18 protein-coding genes are annotated in these 15,352 nt (G+C 41.6%); 17 read left to right on the top strand and 1 reads right to left on the bottom strand.

From position 1 onward, the window contains the following. Nucleotides 1-275 precede the first annotated feature (275 nt). Nucleotides 276-572, bottom strand: coding sequence for a DUF4372 domain-containing protein (locus FDP09_RS20800; protein WP_041739003.1), 297 nt, complete (start codon nt 570-572; stop codon nt 276-278). A 310-nt stretch (nt 573-882) separates the two neighbouring features. On the opposite strand from FDP09_RS20800, the gene FDP09_RS20795 reads away from it, so the two are divergent. The 17 genes from FDP09_RS20795 to FDP09_RS20715 all read left to right on the top strand — a co-directional run bounded on the left by FDP09_RS20795 (nt 883) and on the right by FDP09_RS20715 (nt 15,351). After that, a complete protein-coding gene (locus FDP09_RS20795) occupies nt 883-1,257 on the top strand; it encodes an ArsR/SmtB family transcription factor (protein WP_015267885.1) in 375 nt (124 codons plus the stop codon). Further along, nucleotides 1,254-2,156 (top strand): mercuric transport protein MerTP, encoded by a 903-nt coding sequence (merTP, locus tag FDP09_RS20790; RefSeq protein WP_137404441.1) that lies wholly within the window; start codon nt 1,254-1,256, stop codon nt 2,154-2,156. Before FDP09_RS20795 ends, merTP begins: the two co-directional genes overlap by 4 nt. Beyond that, a complete protein-coding gene (locus FDP09_RS20785) occupies nt 2,156-2,791 on the top strand; it encodes a class I SAM-dependent methyltransferase (protein WP_137404440.1) in 636 nt (211 codons plus the stop codon). Before merTP ends, FDP09_RS20785 begins: the two co-directional genes overlap by 1 nt. Before the next feature lie 7 nt (nt 2,792-2,798). Further along, nucleotides 2,799-3,020, top strand: a complete 222-nt coding sequence (locus FDP09_RS24070) for a GDCCVxC domain-containing (seleno)protein (protein WP_083892019.1) — start codon at nt 2,799-2,801, stop codon at nt 3,018-3,020. Beyond that, on the top strand, nt 3,017-4,360 hold the full coding sequence (locus tag FDP09_RS20775; RefSeq protein ID WP_137404439.1) for a dihydrolipoyl dehydrogenase family protein: 1,344 nt from the start codon (nt 3,017-3,019) through the stop codon (nt 4,358-4,360). Before FDP09_RS24070 ends, FDP09_RS20775 begins: the two co-directional genes overlap by 4 nt. 76 nt (nt 4,361-4,436) lie before the next feature. Beyond that, on the top strand, nt 4,437-4,802 hold the full coding sequence (locus FDP09_RS20770; RefSeq protein WP_015267881.1) for a metal-sensitive transcriptional regulator: 366 nt from the start codon (nt 4,437-4,439) through the stop codon (nt 4,800-4,802). A gap of 216 nt (nt 4,803-5,018) precedes the next feature. Continuing rightward, nucleotides 5,019-5,288: a thioredoxin family protein gene (locus tag FDP09_RS20765; RefSeq protein ID WP_015267880.1), complete on the top strand. Its 270-nt coding sequence runs from the start codon at nt 5,019-5,021 to the stop codon at nt 5,286-5,288. A gap of 77 nt (nt 5,289-5,365) precedes the next feature. After that, complete coding sequence (locus tag FDP09_RS20760) at nt 5,366-5,692, top strand: four-helix bundle copper-binding protein (RefSeq protein ID WP_015267879.1); 327 nt, start codon at nt 5,366-5,368, stop codon at nt 5,690-5,692. 88 nt (nt 5,693-5,780) lie between these two features. Next, nucleotides 5,781-6,953, top strand: coding sequence for an MFS transporter (locus FDP09_RS20755; protein WP_137404438.1), 1,173 nt, complete (start codon nt 5,781-5,783; stop codon nt 6,951-6,953). After that, nucleotides 6,950-7,426, top strand: a complete 477-nt coding sequence (locus tag FDP09_RS24375) for a DoxX family protein (protein ID WP_083891991.1) — start codon at nt 6,950-6,952, stop codon at nt 7,424-7,426. The genes FDP09_RS20755 and FDP09_RS24375 overlap by 4 nt, the downstream gene beginning before the upstream one ends. A 47-nt stretch (nt 7,427-7,473) precedes the next feature. Further along, a complete protein-coding gene (locus FDP09_RS20745; protein WP_015267876.1) occupies nt 7,474-7,824 on the top strand; it encodes a heavy-metal-associated domain-containing protein in 351 nt (116 codons plus the stop codon). Between the two features lie 31 nt (nt 7,825-7,855). Then, nucleotides 7,856-8,260, top strand: a complete 405-nt coding sequence (locus FDP09_RS20740) for a hypothetical protein (RefSeq protein ID WP_015267875.1) — start codon at nt 7,856-7,858, stop codon at nt 8,258-8,260. 9 nt (nt 8,261-8,269) lie between these two features. Next, entirely contained in the window at nt 8,270-9,106 is an 837-nt protein-coding gene (locus FDP09_RS20735; protein ID WP_229683330.1) for a hypothetical protein, read from the top strand. Nucleotides 9,107-9,124: 18 nt separating this feature from the next. Beyond that, entirely contained in the window at nt 9,125-9,610 is a 486-nt protein-coding gene (locus FDP09_RS20730) for a heavy-metal-associated domain-containing protein (RefSeq protein ID WP_015267873.1), read from the top strand. Nucleotides 9,611-9,755: 145 nt separating this feature from the next. Further along, entirely contained in the window at nt 9,756-10,175 is a 420-nt protein-coding gene (locus FDP09_RS20725) for an HYC_CC_PP family protein (protein WP_015267872.1), read from the top strand. 107 nt (nt 10,176-10,282) lie between these two features. Beyond that, nucleotides 10,283-14,107: an efflux RND transporter permease subunit gene (locus tag FDP09_RS20720; protein WP_137404437.1), complete on the top strand. Its 3,825-nt coding sequence runs from the start codon at nt 10,283-10,285 to the stop codon at nt 14,105-14,107. Then, nucleotides 14,104-15,351: a TolC family protein gene (locus FDP09_RS20715; RefSeq protein WP_015267870.1), complete on the top strand. Its 1,248-nt coding sequence runs from the start codon at nt 14,104-14,106 to the stop codon at nt 15,349-15,351. Before FDP09_RS20720 ends, FDP09_RS20715 begins: the two co-directional genes overlap by 4 nt. Nucleotide 15,352 lies beyond the last annotated feature (1 nt).

The raw sequence follows: 15,352 nt of genomic DNA, 5'->3' as shown, positions 1-15,352 counted from the left end.
AAACGAGGTGAATTTTCGCCTCGTTTTTGGGTTGTGGAGCTGGTAAGAGAAAACTCGAACCACTTAGTGGAGGATTTAAGGCTTTTGGCGGATATATGAAATCAGAAAGGATGATCAAAGTTAGGGTAGTCATCTAAGAGCATAATAAGTGGCTCTTCCTTTTCCCTGTTTTTTGATAAGGTTTTGCCTCACCATTTCAGTGAGAATTTCGTAGGTTTTTGTGTTTTTTAACTACCAATAAGAGAGCAGCCTCTTTCCTTGAGATTTTTCCTTTTTCAAGTAAGTATAAAAGGATAGTCCCTGTCCTGATTGGCTCTTGCCAAAGACGATTTGGAGACGTTCTTCCCCACCCCTAAATGATAGCATTTGGAATGATGTGCATCAAGAGCGGCGATCAAATCTCTTAGACTTTCACGATTGGAGAGCTGGCCGAACATCATGCACAGTAGTTGATTCCAACAGTTGAAATGCTTCACATATTTGTCGCCATTATACCTGGCGACGATACGAATGAACTTACTCCGATTAAGAAATGAGATCAATTGGGCGAAAACGTATTTATCTTGAAACATATACCATCAGGTTAAACTGATACAAAGCTATAGTTTCAAGTCCGTTCGCTTTAGAAACCCCTGCAACTAACTCTATTTCAGACGTTTCAAAGAACTGTTTTAGATTTTAATGGGACAGTACTGGTTATTGATATGTAATTAGTATTGCTTAAAAAAAAAATTGTAGTATAAAGTAGTTGTTTGTGATTTCTTTGGGCTATGTATAGTATGTAGATGGAACTTTCTAACGAAACAGATGGAAATCATCTATGAGTTTAAACTTTTAATATCCATCTTCGTTATTTAAGTAGTTGCTTAAATAAGAACAGTTATGAATAAATCATGTATCCGGGTTTTCGCAGACGTTGAGCAGATCAAACATTGCAAAGTAGAAATTACCAGAGTAGCGCCATCAATAACTATGGTAGCTAAGGCATTGAGCCTGTCGGGCAATGAAATCCGGCTTAAAATCCTTTTTCTACTCCACAAGGAATCCAAGCTATGTCCCTGTGACATGAGTGACATTTTAGATATGACTGTACCTGCAATTTCTCAGCATTTGAAAAAGCTGCGTGAGGGCGGACTAGTGGTGAGTGAAAAAGTAGGACAAACCATATTCTATTCACTTAAAATGGAAAACCTGAAAGTAATTGCTCCAATTTTAGACAGCCTCGTATCGACAGATCAAAAATCTACAGTGTCATGAATACCAGTAACCAACATTCCAAACAGGCAGATTTTTCTACCAAGAGCGCAAGTGCCGGATTGCTGGCTGCTATTGTAGCTTCGCTATGTTGCATCACGCCAGTAATTTCGTTTCTTGCCGGAATTAGTGGCATTGCCTCCACCTTATCCTGGATGGAGCCTTTCAGGCCGTACTTAATTATGCTGACAATTGGGGTGTTAGCTTTCGCCTGGTATCAAAAACTCAGATCCAGAACAGCTGAAGAAATTGCTTGTGCCTGTGAGGATGACCAAAAACCATCGTTCTGGCAGTCAAAAAAGTTTTTGGGAATAGTTACAGTGTTTGCTACTCTTACGCTCGCATTCCCTTCCTATTCACATATATTCTATCCCAACAGCACCAGTTCAGGAGTTGTAGCTGATCAGGATCAGACCCAAATCAAATTAGCTGACTTTAAGCTCAAGGGCATGACCTGCACAGGCTGTGAAGAGCACGTTAAACATGCAGTATCAGGTCTGAATGGAGTTTTAGAAACGACTGCGTCGCATAAAAACGCTAATGCACAAGTAAAATACAATGCATCATTAGTTGATGTAAACAAAATTATTGAGGCAATTAACAGCACGGGATATACGGTCACTGAATCCAAAGTAAGTGACTGGAATTCTGAAAACGCACTGTTTCAATCTACTACTTTTAATACCATAGAACTATCTGTAAAAGGAATGACCTGTTCGGGTTGTGAATCCCATATAACCCATGCAGTAGGCGAACTTGATGGAGTTGAAGAGGTGAAAGCATCATACGAAAAGGGTAATACCATAGTAAAGTATGATCCAAGCCAAGTACGAAAAGACAAAATCGTAGAAGCGATCAATAAGACCGGATACAAAGTAGTAGAAAACAAAATTCAGGAATAATGGGAAGTTTTGACAGGCAAAAACATTGGGAGAACATTTATCAATCAAAACGATTAGAAGAAGTAAGCTGGTATCAACCAACCCCTAAAACCTCTTTGAGTTTCTTAAAGCAGTTTAATATACCTAAACATACTAAAATCATAGATGTTGGTGGAGGGGACAGTTTACTGGTAGATCATCTGATTGACTTGGGGTATCTGAACATTACTGTTCTCGATATTTCTGAATCAGCACTTAAGCGAGCAAGGCAAAGACTTGGTAATCGTGCCAATAAAGTGAAATGGCTAGTGGCAGATGCGGAAACTTTTGTAGCAACAGAACAATATGACTTCTGGCATGATCGTGCGGCCTTCCATTTTCTAACTGAAGAACAAGAAATTGAAACCTATTTAGAAAATGCCCAAAGAAGTATAAAGTCAGAAGGAATACTCATGCTGGGCACCTTTTCAGAAGAAGGCCCACAGAAGTGCAGTGGGATTAAAATCAAACAATACTCAGAATCAACTATGACAGCTCTTCTTCAGAGGTTTTTTGAGAAATTAAAATGCAAATCGGTTAATCATAAAACTCCCTTTGAGACAATTCAACAGTTCACTTTTTGTAGTTTCAGAAAGTTACAAATTGACCTTATTTAATATTGAAATGGAGAAAGAAATCATTTTACAATCAACTATTACATGTCCAAACTGTGGGCATCAAAAAGAAGAGACCATGCCTAAGGATGCATGCCAGTACTTCTACGAGTGTGAAAATTGCCAAGAAGTAATCAAGCCCAAAGATGGTGATTGCTGTGTGTATTGCTCTTATGGGACAGTCGCCTGTCCTCCGATTCAGGAAGGTGGAAAAAATAGTTGCTGCTCATGAAAAAATATGATATCATCGTCATCGGATCCGGTATGGCTGGAATGACCATCGCCAATAAATGTGCTAAGAAAGGATTAAAAACAGCTATCACCGACTCACGACCTTATGGTGGAACTTGTGCCCTTCGTGGTTGTGATCCTAAGAAAATTCTGGTGGGAGCGGCCGAAATCATTGGTAGAGCTGATAAAATGAGCGGAATAGGCATCTCAGGGGATATTTCGATTAATTGGGAAGACTTAATGGCTTACAAAAACGATTTTGTTTCTAAAATGCCCAAAGGCGTTGAGAAAGGATATGAAAAAGCAGGTGTGAAGAAGTACCACGGAGTAGCCAGCTTCGAATCTGAAAACACTGTCCGTATTGGGAATGATCTACTGGAAGGTGGTAAAATCGTGATTGCCACAGGTGCCAGACCAGTGACTCTTGATATTACCGGTGGAGATTTGCCCATCGACAGTACCGATTTTCTAAACTTGGAAAAGCTTCCTGAACATATCACTTTTGTTGGAGGTGGTTATATTGCGATGGAGTTTGCCCACCTTGCTGCTCGAGCGGGCAGTAAGATTACTATCTTCCATCGTGGTGCGCGTCCACTGGAAAATTTTGATGAGCATATCGTAAAACATCTTGTTAAGGCCACCAAAGATTTAGGTATTCTCTTACATGTTGAAACTGAGGTAATTGGTATTGAAAAAGATGGTGATCAGTTTATAGTCTTCACAAAATCTTCAAATGGTGAGCAAACACATCACACTGACCTTTTAGTAAATGCGGCAGGCCGAGTACCAGAGTTGGATGGAATGAATCTGGAAAAAGCCAGTATTGCTTACAACAAAAAAGGCATTGAGGTAAATGAATATCTGCAAAGTGAGAGTAACCCTACAGTATATGCAGCAGGTGATGCAGCTAATAGTAATGGGCTAAACCTCACGCCTGTAGCCGTAATGGAAGGACATGCTGTGGCGGCTAACATTATCAGAGGAAATTCTAAAGTGCCTGACTATACAGAAATGCCTAGTGCAGTATTCACCCTACCCACTTTAGCAGCAGTAGGTATGACAGAAAAGCAGGCAAAGGAGTTAGATGTAGAATACCAGGTAAAAAGTGCTTCTGCCTCCAACTGGTATAATGCCAAACGGATTAATGAATCCACTTATGCCTACAAAGTGATTTCGCATAAAGATGGCCACATTTTAGGCGCTCATATCATCGGCCCGCATGCGGAAGAAATGATCAATCTTTTTGCGATGGCTATTCGAGGAAAACTCAAAGTAGCTGACATAAGGAACATGGTCTATTCCAATCCCTCTATGGGTTCGGATATCGGGTCTATGGTTTAATTGAATTCAAAAACATAAACAATTCGTTGTTCACCACCCCGTGCAGAAACGTAGCTTTAATAAAATGTGAAAAATTATGATACCCAAAGACCTAACAAAAGATATAAAGACACGCTTACAAAGCATCAAAGGCCAGGTGGATGGCTTGATAAAAATGTTGGATGAAGGAAAAGATCCGGAAAAAATTTTGCTACAGTTCAAAGCAGCACAAAAAGGGTTGGACAAAGCCCATTATTTATTATTGGATGAAGCTTACCGGAAAGCTCTTGCCATTAAGATTTCAGAAACCGTTGAAGCCTGCCCGGGTAATTGCGGGAATGAAGAACGAATCGAATTTATCCGCCAGCAGTTTCCTATCCTGGAACTGGATAGCCTTACTCAAAAAATGAAGGAAATAGCCGAGCTAAAGAAACGAATAGGCAATGCAAATATCGACTCATAAGCCGTTGCTCTATATTGCAAGTGCCGGATTTACCTTCAGTATGATCTGGTAAAACTTCCATTTTTCACCAGCACTTTACCTATCTCCGGAAAAATAAATCAAATTTTCTGGCTTCTTACTCTTGCCGACCACCCCCTCCCTTAGCTTACCTTTGAATTGTTCTTATCCGGAAAGAATCTCAAATCATTTTACAGAACAATTCAAAAGGAGGAATTTATGAAAAGACAAGTAGAAATATTTACGTCTAATTGCCCAGTTTGTGATCCGGTGGTCAGTATGGTAAAAGACTTAGCCTGTGATCAATGTGAAATAACAGTCTATGATCTGGTAAAGCAATGTGAAGACAAAACCTGTCTGAGCAAACTGAAAGAATACCAGATTAAAAAAGTGCCGGCCATAGCAGTCAATGGCAAATTGCTGGACTGTTGCCAGGATCAGGGTATAACCAAAGAAGAACTGATCAAAGCGGGTATCGGCCAGGGATAAAACAATAAGGCACGGCTTATTCATAAAATTTTCTCTGTAGCCGTGCCTGCAGGGAAAGCTTTTAAACCAACAAAGTTATGAAACCATTGAACAACGAAATTCAACAATGTATTGACGAGTGTAATGCCTGTATCACCGCTGCGCGCATCTGTCTGGACCAGCATATGGGTGAACCCGATATGAAAAAATGCCATCAGCTTTGTCTGGATTGCATTGCCCTTTGTACTGCTTGTGTCCAAATGCTGGCATCTCAGTCGGATTATGTAAACAGGGTTTGCGCCATTTGTGCCGATCTCTGTAAAGCCTGTGCAGAAGAGTGCAGCAAGTTTGACAGTGAGGTGTGCAAGCAGTGTGCAGAGAAATGCAAAGCTTGCGCAGAAAGTTGCGCTAAAATGGCGGCATAATAATTTAGATTATTTTATAAAAGGTCAATTATGCGAGGCAGAATTGACCTTTTATATCTTTAGACAGTCTTTAGACTAAAAAGATTTAATGAAACAAATTTACAGATCAAAAGCATTCTGGTTGCTGGCATTAGCTGCTTCTTTGATATTTTTTCAGGCCTATATGATAGCCCCTTTGATCCCCAAGCTGTCAGAAGTATTTGGGGTAACGGAGCAATACATAGGGCTGGTCATTCCTGCTTATATGATTACCTATGGTATTTCCATTCTTTTTTATGGGGTTCTTTCTGATCGTTTTGGAAGGATGCGGATAATTCGGTTTTCACTACTGGCATTTATACTGTTGACAGCACTTACTGCTTTGGCCCAAACATCTTCACAATTGATTATGCTCAGACTTTTTACTGGCCTTGGTGCAAGCGGAGTTATCCCCATGGCGCTGGCGCTGGTTGGGGATTTATATGAGCCCCATGAGAGAGGTAAACCTCTAGGTTTGCTATTTGCAGCTATGGAAGGGGGTATGGCGCTAGGTTCTACCGCAGGAGTTGTGCTGGAGCCCTTTATCGGATGGCGGATGCTTTTCTTAGGGATTGCAATCTTAGGAGCCATAATATTATGGTTTATCTCATTCCAAATTGATTTTAAATCCCAAAAACCTGAATTAAATAAACCAAATGTACGGCAGGTTTTTTCAAAATTCTTCCATTTGCTTTCAATGTCAAGAGGGGCAAAAACTTACAGTTCTGTTTTTTGGAATGGAATATTCCATTCAGGCATCTATACCTGGCTTGGATACTATTTCTCTGTAAAATATATCTTAGGAGAAATAGGTATTGGTTTGGCTATTCTGGGCTATGGGGTTCCGGGATTTCTTTTTGGTTCCAGTATCGGAAGGGCCGCAGATAGGTGGGGCCGGTTTCGGCTTATTATACCTGGGCTAGGCATTGCGGCTTTGGCCACTGCTCTATTGGCTACCAATATATCAGTAATATTGGCAGCCATTGCTGTTACAGTGATTTCATTAGGATATGACTTAACCCAACCTCTCTTTGCCGGAATTGTAACGGAGTTAGGGGGCAAGAAATATGGAGGGCAAGCAATGGGACTAAATGTCTTTGCCCTGTTTACAGGTTTTGGAGTTGAGAGCCTCATATTTGGAGAAGTCTTATCGATTGGTTTGGAAAACGCATTTTTGATATTCGCAGCATTGCAGGGTTTGATGATGCTGTTTGCCATTCGAATGTTTAAAGCTGAAAAGTGAAATTACTATCAGATACAATACCTGTATACCTGAGGAATAGAACCAATACTATTCTCAGAATCAGTATTGGAGCAATATTCTTCTGGTTTGGCGTAGTTAAATTTTTCCCCGGGGTAAGTCCTGCAGAAAGTCTGGCTGCTGGCACCATTTGTTCTCTTACATTCCATGTAATTTCTCCACCTGCATGTACCATTGTGCTGGCAGTTTTTGAAAGTCTCCTTGGTATATTATTGATTATAGGAAATTTTTTAAAACCTGTATTGATCTTACTATTTCTGCACATGCTGGGTACAATGCTCACCTTTTTTATTTTTCCTGATTTAATGTTTGCCAAGTTTCCTTTTATACTGACAATGGAAGGCCAATATGTTATGAAAAATATTATCACTCTGGCTAGTGTTCTACTTCTTTGGTCCAGAGACTCAGATCAAAAAAATATTTCAAAAAGGCCTAGGAGACCACCCCCCTCATAAATCTACTTTTGAGAATGAATTTAAAAAGGAGTTAAATCATGAGAAAAATGATCAAGAAAACAGTTTTAGTATTTACGTTTTGTTTAGGAGCCTTACTCATTGCTAATGGAGCAAGGGCACAGTCCCAAGAAAAAGAAAAAGCACCGAAAATGGAACAAATGGAAAAAAACACTACCAAGCTTGAATTGAAAGTAGAAGGCATGAGTTGCCAGGCAGGATGTGCCAATGGCATTGATAATATGCTCAAAGAACAGAAAGGTATTCTTAGCAGTGAAACCCTCTTTGATAAAAGTTCATCAGTAATCAGGTATGACAGTAGGGTAATTTCTGAAAAGGACATTATTGCCCTTATTGAAGACAGGGGGTTTAAGGTCAAAAAGAAAACAGATAAGAAATAAACTTAGTAGCAAAGAACTTTAAGAGTTAATCATGCAAAAATTGATAAAGCTAAAAGACGATTTCGTCAGCATAGCGTCCTTGTTTACTTCGGTATCTACCTTGTTGTGCTGTGCCTTGCCATCATTGCTGGTAGCTGTGGGTATGGGGGCGGTTGTGGCCGGGTTGGTATCAGATTTTCCCGCACTGATATGGTTAAGTAAGTATAAACATTGGACATTTTTGGGTGCAGGATTACTAATAGGGTTCAATTTCTGGTTGTTCTATGGACGTAAGCAAGATCAGGCTTGTGAAATAGATGAATACGGAAATGAAACGGCCTGCAATACAGCCGCCCGGTGGAGTAAGGTTATCCTTTGGATATCTTTTGGGCTTTACGTAGTTGGCTTATTCTCTGCTTACTTGCTGCTTCCACTTCAACAATTTTTAGCAATTTAAAAAGTAAAGATGAAACAAACGATAATAATTATAATAGTTGCCATGATGGCACTTTCAAAAACCTACGCTCAAGGACATGGGCCACTCTTCGGACTACAAACGCCAACCTTAGCCAAGGGAGGAGTAGATTTTAATGCTGCTGCCATGAGTCTGGCCACTAAAGATGATCAGTCTTTCATGCTCAGGTATATTTGGTCTTATGGCGTTACAGAAGACCTACAGTTAAACATCACTACCCCGACAATGATCAACCGGCTTTCAGAAGCACCCAGAACTAGAGGAAACAGCAACATGCCCGCCAATGGGGATATTGAAGCTTCGGTCTGGTATCGTTTTTTTTCCAATGCATTTGGCGTGGGGAAAAGATTTGAATCTACTGCCATATTAAGTGTTTCTACACCCACTGAGGATACAAGGGGAGGTATCAATGTAAGCAACTCCCTGCATGGGGCTATCTCTACCGGGTATGCTTCCCGTACCTGGTACGCATGGGTAGGTGGCGGCTATCAATATTACTTAGAAGAGTCAAATGACCAGTTGGGCGATTTGCCTTATGCGAGTCTGGTGGTTGGCTATCGTCCCAACATATTCATGGGAGACTATCCAAAACCCGACTGGAGGGTATTTGTGGAATCGCTGGCTGAGTTTCCGGGTGCAAGCGTGAATGCGGGCCAGATTTCTCCCATTGATCAAAGAGGAAAGAAAGTAATGCTTGGGCCTTCCTTTCTTGGTCTTTATGGTGCCTGGGGAATATCCTTCGGGGCTTTATTTCCGGTCTATCAGGATATCGTGCAAGGCCCTCAAGAGCGATATAGGCTTTCAATGAATATAAGTTATTGGTTGTAACATTTAATAAAAAGAAATATGAAAAAGATAGGAATTATATTAGTAATAAGCATTTTCAGCTTTGGCAGTGCAATGGCACAGCTGGTCAAAGTAGATCAGGAGGTATTTGGAATGGATTGTGCCCCTTGCGCCTATGGCCTGGAACGTGGGCTCAAGAAAATGGGTGGACTGGGAAGCATAAAAGTAAGCCTCAATGATGGGAAAGCCTACCTCACGCTATCACCGGATAATAAGCTGACATTGCAAAAGATTCAGGAAGAAGTAAAGAATAATGGATTTTCTGCTCGCAGGGCTGAGGTAGTTTTAACCGGTGAGCTGTGCAAGAGTGAAGGCACTTGGCAAATAAAGGTCAATGACGAAACCTTCCAAGTTACCTCTGATACTACCCGGGAAATAATCAGGTCTTTAAATCCTGGAATAATAAAAGCCAGGCTTTTAATTAAGGATAAATCAGACAGAGAATTAAGTGGTACGTGGGAGGCTCGAATAGAGGAAATTATGTGATTTTTTCCCATTTATTGGTCAGGCTTCTTTGATGTTAGTACAAAAACTTATAATATTAAACCAAAATTCTATAAGTGTAATCAGCCCGAAATTTTGGATAATTGTGGGAAGAAATTAAACTAACTATTTTCTTAACGGTAATTAGGTGAAAAAAGCAGTTTCCATATTCTTACTGATTGTGATGCTTTTGAGTAACATTGGGGTTACTTGGGCCACCCATCTATGTTGTGGAATTGCGGTTAAATCTGCCCTGATGCTTGGAAATGGGGAGTTGGATTGCGGCATGAATCATTCAGAATTGGATAATACTGATGACTCATTTGCGGAGAGGACGGTTGTTAAAGATAAGTGCTGTGATAACCATTACACTACTATCGAATCTGATGAAGCCATATTCAGCAAGACGTCCCTTAATTCGATCAATGTTGATTTTTTTATCCCTTTTGTTTACAGTTATTTAGGTATTGATCCTTTTAATCAGGATCACTCTACCGTTTACACCGATTATTCCCCTCCTTTGTTGAAGCAAGACCGGCAGGTAATGTTTCAATCCTTTCTAATTTAAATCGCATAATTTGGTTTTTGTGGTGCATTAGGGATAACCTTAATGCTAAATCCCCTATTTGAGGGGTTAATAATTTTTGGGAGTTTATTCCTTAAAAAAATCGAATTATGCTAAATAAAATCATTAGGTACTTCCTTGATAACAAGTTAGTTACCGTGCTTGTATTGTCAGGATTTATAGTTTGGGGTATCGTTACCGCTCCGTTTGGCTGGAAGATGGGGACCTTGCCATCTGATCCGGTACCAGTAGATGCCATTCCTGATATCGGTGAGAACCAGCAGATTGTGTTTACCCAGTGGCAAGGCCGGTCTCCGCAGGATATTGAAGACCAGATTTCTTATCCTCTGACGACTTACCTGCTAGGTATTCCAGGGGTGAAATCCATACGCAGTTCATCTATATTTGGTTTCTCCAGTATTTTCATCATTTTCAATGAAGATGTAGAGTTCTACTGGTCCCGCTCACGTATTCTTGAAAAGCTCAATGCGCTTCCTTCAGGCCTGTTGCCTGAGGGGGTACAACCGGCTCTGGGGCCCGATGCTACGGCCTTGGGACAGGTGTACTGGTACACGATAGAGGGCCGTGATAAAGAAGGAAATCCTACCGGAGGCTGGGATTTACACGAAATCCGTACTGTACAGGACTTCTACGTCAAGTACGGACTGAATGCAACTGAGGGAGTCTCTGAAGTGGCATCTATAGGCGGATTTGTGCAGGAATACCAAATAGATGTCAACCCTGACGCCCTTAAGGCTTATGAAATACCCTTGCATAAAGTTATGCAGGCGGTACAGCGGTCCAATAAGGATGTAGGGGCCAAAACCATTGAGATCAATCAGGCTGAGTACCTGGTTAGAGGACTAGGTTACATCAAGCAGGTAGAAGACCTGGAAAAAGCCGTGGTGGCGGTGCAGGATAATGTACCCATAAGGATAAAGGATGTCGGTGTAGCTACTTTAGGACCTGCCACCCGAAGAGGGCTGTTGGATAAAGATGGTGCCGAAGTAGTGGGGGGCGTTGTGGTAGCCCGTTACGGTGCAAATCCATTGGAAGTCATTAATAATGTAAAGGATAAGATTAAGGAAATTGCTCCCGGACTGCCGAAAAAAACGTTGGCAGACGGAAGGGAGAGCCAGCTAACCATCGTACCCTTTTACGACCGTTCAGAACTCATCTATGAAACATTGGGAACTTTGGAAGAAGCCCTGTCATTGGAAATTCTTATCTCCATTCTTGTAGTTATCGTGATGGTTTACAACCTGCGGGCATCATTGCTTATTTCAAGCATTCTGCCTATTGCCGTGTTGATGGTATTTATTGCCATGCGGTATTTTGGGGTAGATGCCAATATTGTAGCATTATCAGGGATTGCCATTGCTATTGGTACTATGGTGGATCTGGGAATTATACTTTCTGAAAACATCATTAAACACATGGATGAGGCCCCTCCTGGCCAACAACTCAAGGAGACCATTTATAATGGCTCTACTGAAGTCGCTACTGCAATACTTACGGCGGTATCTACCACGATAGTGAGTTTTATTCCGGTATTTACCATGCAGGCAGCGGAGGGGAAATTATTCGGTCCTTTGGCCTTTACCAAAACATTTGCCCTGATTGCTGCCTTGATCGTTTCATTGATCATATTGCCAACACTCGCACATTGGTTTTTTGGGGCCAGGATAAAGAACAAGGCCCTAGCAAGAGGTGTAAATATAGGATTAATGCTGATCGGGGTTCTAGCCATTATACTTGGCCACTATTGGGGAGGCATTGTACTGGCCCTTTATGGCCTGTCCGGTATCCTAAAAAACAAGTACCATGAAACGCACAAGGATTCTGGAAAATGGTATGTGAAAATTGTCCGAAAAGCGGATCTTATCATTGCTGTGCTGGGAATAACCTGGTTACTGGCCAGATATTGGCTGCCACTTGGAGCAGGTAAAAGTCTGTTGCTTAATGTAATTTTTGTGGGCCTTCTGCTAGGGCTTATTTTAGGCTCCTTTTCTGTTTTGGAATATTACTATAAAGTAATTCTGAAATGGTGTTTGGACAATAAAGTCAAATTTCTATTAATACCTTCCTTCCTGATACTGGTAGGGGCCAATGTATGGTTGGGTTTTAATGCGGTTTTTGGTTTTGCCGCAAAAGGGTTTGATGCTTTAGGCTGGGATATTAAGACCACCAAAATCTGGTCAGGCTTAACGCATAGCTTCCCTGGTGTAGGAAAGGAGTTTATGCCTTCCCTTGATGAAGGAAGTTTTCTGCTAATGCCAACCTCCATGCCGCATTCCGGTGTAGAATTTAACCGCAAGGTCGTAGGACAGCTGGATATGTTGCTGACTAATATTCCTGAGGTGGACCTCACGGTGGGAAAACTTGGACGTGTAGAGTCTGCCCTGGATCCTGCACCTATTTCAATGTATGAAAATATCATCAATTATAAACCGGAGTATATGCTCAATGCAAAAGGGCACCGGGTAAGGTTTAAAGTGGATAAGGAAGACCGTTTTATCCTTGATAGCGGCGATAGTCTTACTAATGATGAGGCTATAGACCGGGGGATTACCGTGGAGGAACTTATACCTGATGATAATGGGAATTATTTCCGAAACTGGAGGCCTCAGATAAAATCCCCGGATGACATTTGGAATGAAATTGTGAAGGTTACCAAAATACCGGGAGTTACTTCTGCGCCTAAACTACAACCCATTGAAACCAGACTGGTCATGCTTCAAACAGGCATGCGTGCTCCAATGGGGATCAAAGTATACGGTCCCGATCTTAAAACCATTGAGGATTTTGGGCTTCGGTTGGAAGAAATACTCAAAAATGTTCCTTCTGTAAAGGCAGAAGCTGCATTTGCAGACCGGATTGTGGGTAAGCCTTATCTTCATTTAAATATTAACCGGGATGAGATTTCACGCTATGGATTGAATGTTGAAGACGTACAACAGACCGTTGAAACGGCCATAGGGGGGATGAAAATTACTTCTACGGTAGAAGGGCGTGAGCGCTTTCCAGTCAGAGTCCGCTATCCCAGGGAGCTTCGGGACGATCCCGAATCACTGGGTAAAATCCTGTTGCCTACACCAACTGGGGCGCAAATACCGATCAGTCAAGTAGTGGACTTTGAATATGTACGCGGACCACAGGCGATCAAGAGTGAAGAGACCTTTTTGGTAGGTTATGTACTGTTTGATAAAAGAGATGGGTATTCTGAAGTTGGGGTAGTCAATGACGCACAGGCGGCTATTCAGGCGAGTATAGATGAAGGGGACTTAATTGTTCCCTCAGGAATCAGCTATAAGTTTTCCGGAAGCTATGAAAATCAGGTAAGGGCAGAAAAAAGGCTTTCCATCATTGTGCCATTGGTTCTGGGGATTGTCTTTCTCATACTCTATTTCCAGTTTAAATCGGTTTCTACTTCCCTAATGGTATTTTCCGGTATTGCGATGGCTTTTAGTGGCGGATTTATTATGCTTTGGTTATATGGACAAGACTGGTTTGTCAACTTTTCCCTGTTCGGCACTAATATGCGAGACCTCTTTCAGATGCACACCATCAACTTGAGTGTGGCCGTTTGGGTGGGCTTTATAGCTCTTTTTGGCATCGCTACGGACGATGGGGTACTTATTGCCACCTATTTGGACCAGAGCTTTGAAAGAAACCGTCCTGAAAATTTGAACCAAGTCAGAGAAGCTGTTGTGGAAGCTGGCTTGAGAAGAATACGTCCGGCCCTGATGACTGTTTCGACTACCATGATAGCCCTGCTGCCCGTACTCACTTCTACGGGACGTGGTTCAGATATTATGATTCCAATGGCCATCCCTTCATTTGGAGGAATGGCGTTTGCCCTGGTGAGCATTTTCATTGTTCCAGTGCTTTACAGCATGAGAGAAGAAAGGAAAATAAAAAAGACACGATCATGAAAGTAATTATAAATGTCCTCATCCTTCTATTTCTCGGGAGCGGAATAGGCTTTGCACAGGCTCCTGAGGATTATTTTGAAATAGCGGCCAAGAATAATCCTGGTCTACAGGCAAAATACGCGGCTTTTGAAGCAGCCATCCAGAAAGTGGAGCAGGTAAATACCTTGTCTGATCCTAGTTTCTCTTTTGGCTATTTCATATCGCCTGTGGAAACCAGGGTGGGACCTCAAAGGGCCAGGTTTTCTTTAACACAGATGTTTCCCTGGTTTGGTACATTGAAAGCACAGGGTAATGCTGCAGCTTTGATGGCTGAAGCTAAATACCAGTCTTTTCTGGATGCCAGGAACCTATTGTATTATCAGGTGGAGGCAGCCTATTATCCGCTTTATGAACTCAATCAATGGAAAGAGATTGAACGTGAGAATATAGAAATTCTGGAATCCTATAAGACCATTGCCAACAAGAAATTTGAAAATGGTACGGGTACTATGGTCGATGTGCTAAGAGTGGATATCATGTTGAAAGATGCCGTGACCAATCTGAGTATTCTGGAAGATAAGGAAAAACCGCTGGTGACAAGGTTTAATAAACTGCTTAACAGAAAGGAAGATGCATTGATTACTGTCCGGGATTCCCTTATAATTCAACCTTTACCAACAACCTTCAGGAAGGACTCTTTGTTGCTGAACAACCCTGTACTGGAAGAACTGGATTTAAAAATTGCATCCAGTGAGGCAAGTGAAGAGGTAGCACATAAGCAAGGGCTTCCAAAATTCGGGTTAGGACTGGATTATGTAATGATCGGAGAGCGTACCGATCTGGCTTCTGGCATGGCTGCTCCACACGACAATGGCAAAAATGCCCTAATGCCGATGGTATCTGTAAGCATTCCCCTTTTCAGAGGTAAATACAAAGCAGCGGTGAAAGAGGCGAAACTCATACAAAAGAGCTATGCACTCCAAAAGGAAGACTATGCCAATACACTCACTTCCGGCTATGATATGGCCTGGTTTGAGATGCAACAGCAACAAGAATTACTTGCCTTATACGGTCAGCAAATTCAGGAAACCGATCAAGCACTCAACCTGCTTTTTACCGCTTATGGTAATTCAGGAAAGGAATTTGAAGAAGTGCTGCGTATGCAACAGCAGCTGCTCAAATATGAAAAGATGAAAGCTACGGCAGAAATCCAGTTTCACATTGCCTTAGCCAAACTACATTACTTAACTGCAAAAAACTACTAAG

The sequence above is a fragment of the Echinicola rosea genome (genome assembly GCF_005281475.1).
In the GTDB taxonomy this organism is placed as follows: domain Bacteria; phylum Bacteroidota; class Bacteroidia; order Cytophagales; family Cyclobacteriaceae; genus Echinicola; species Echinicola rosea.
Note: the sequence above shows the minus strand (reverse complement) of the source record. Positions and strands in the feature narration are given on the sequence as shown.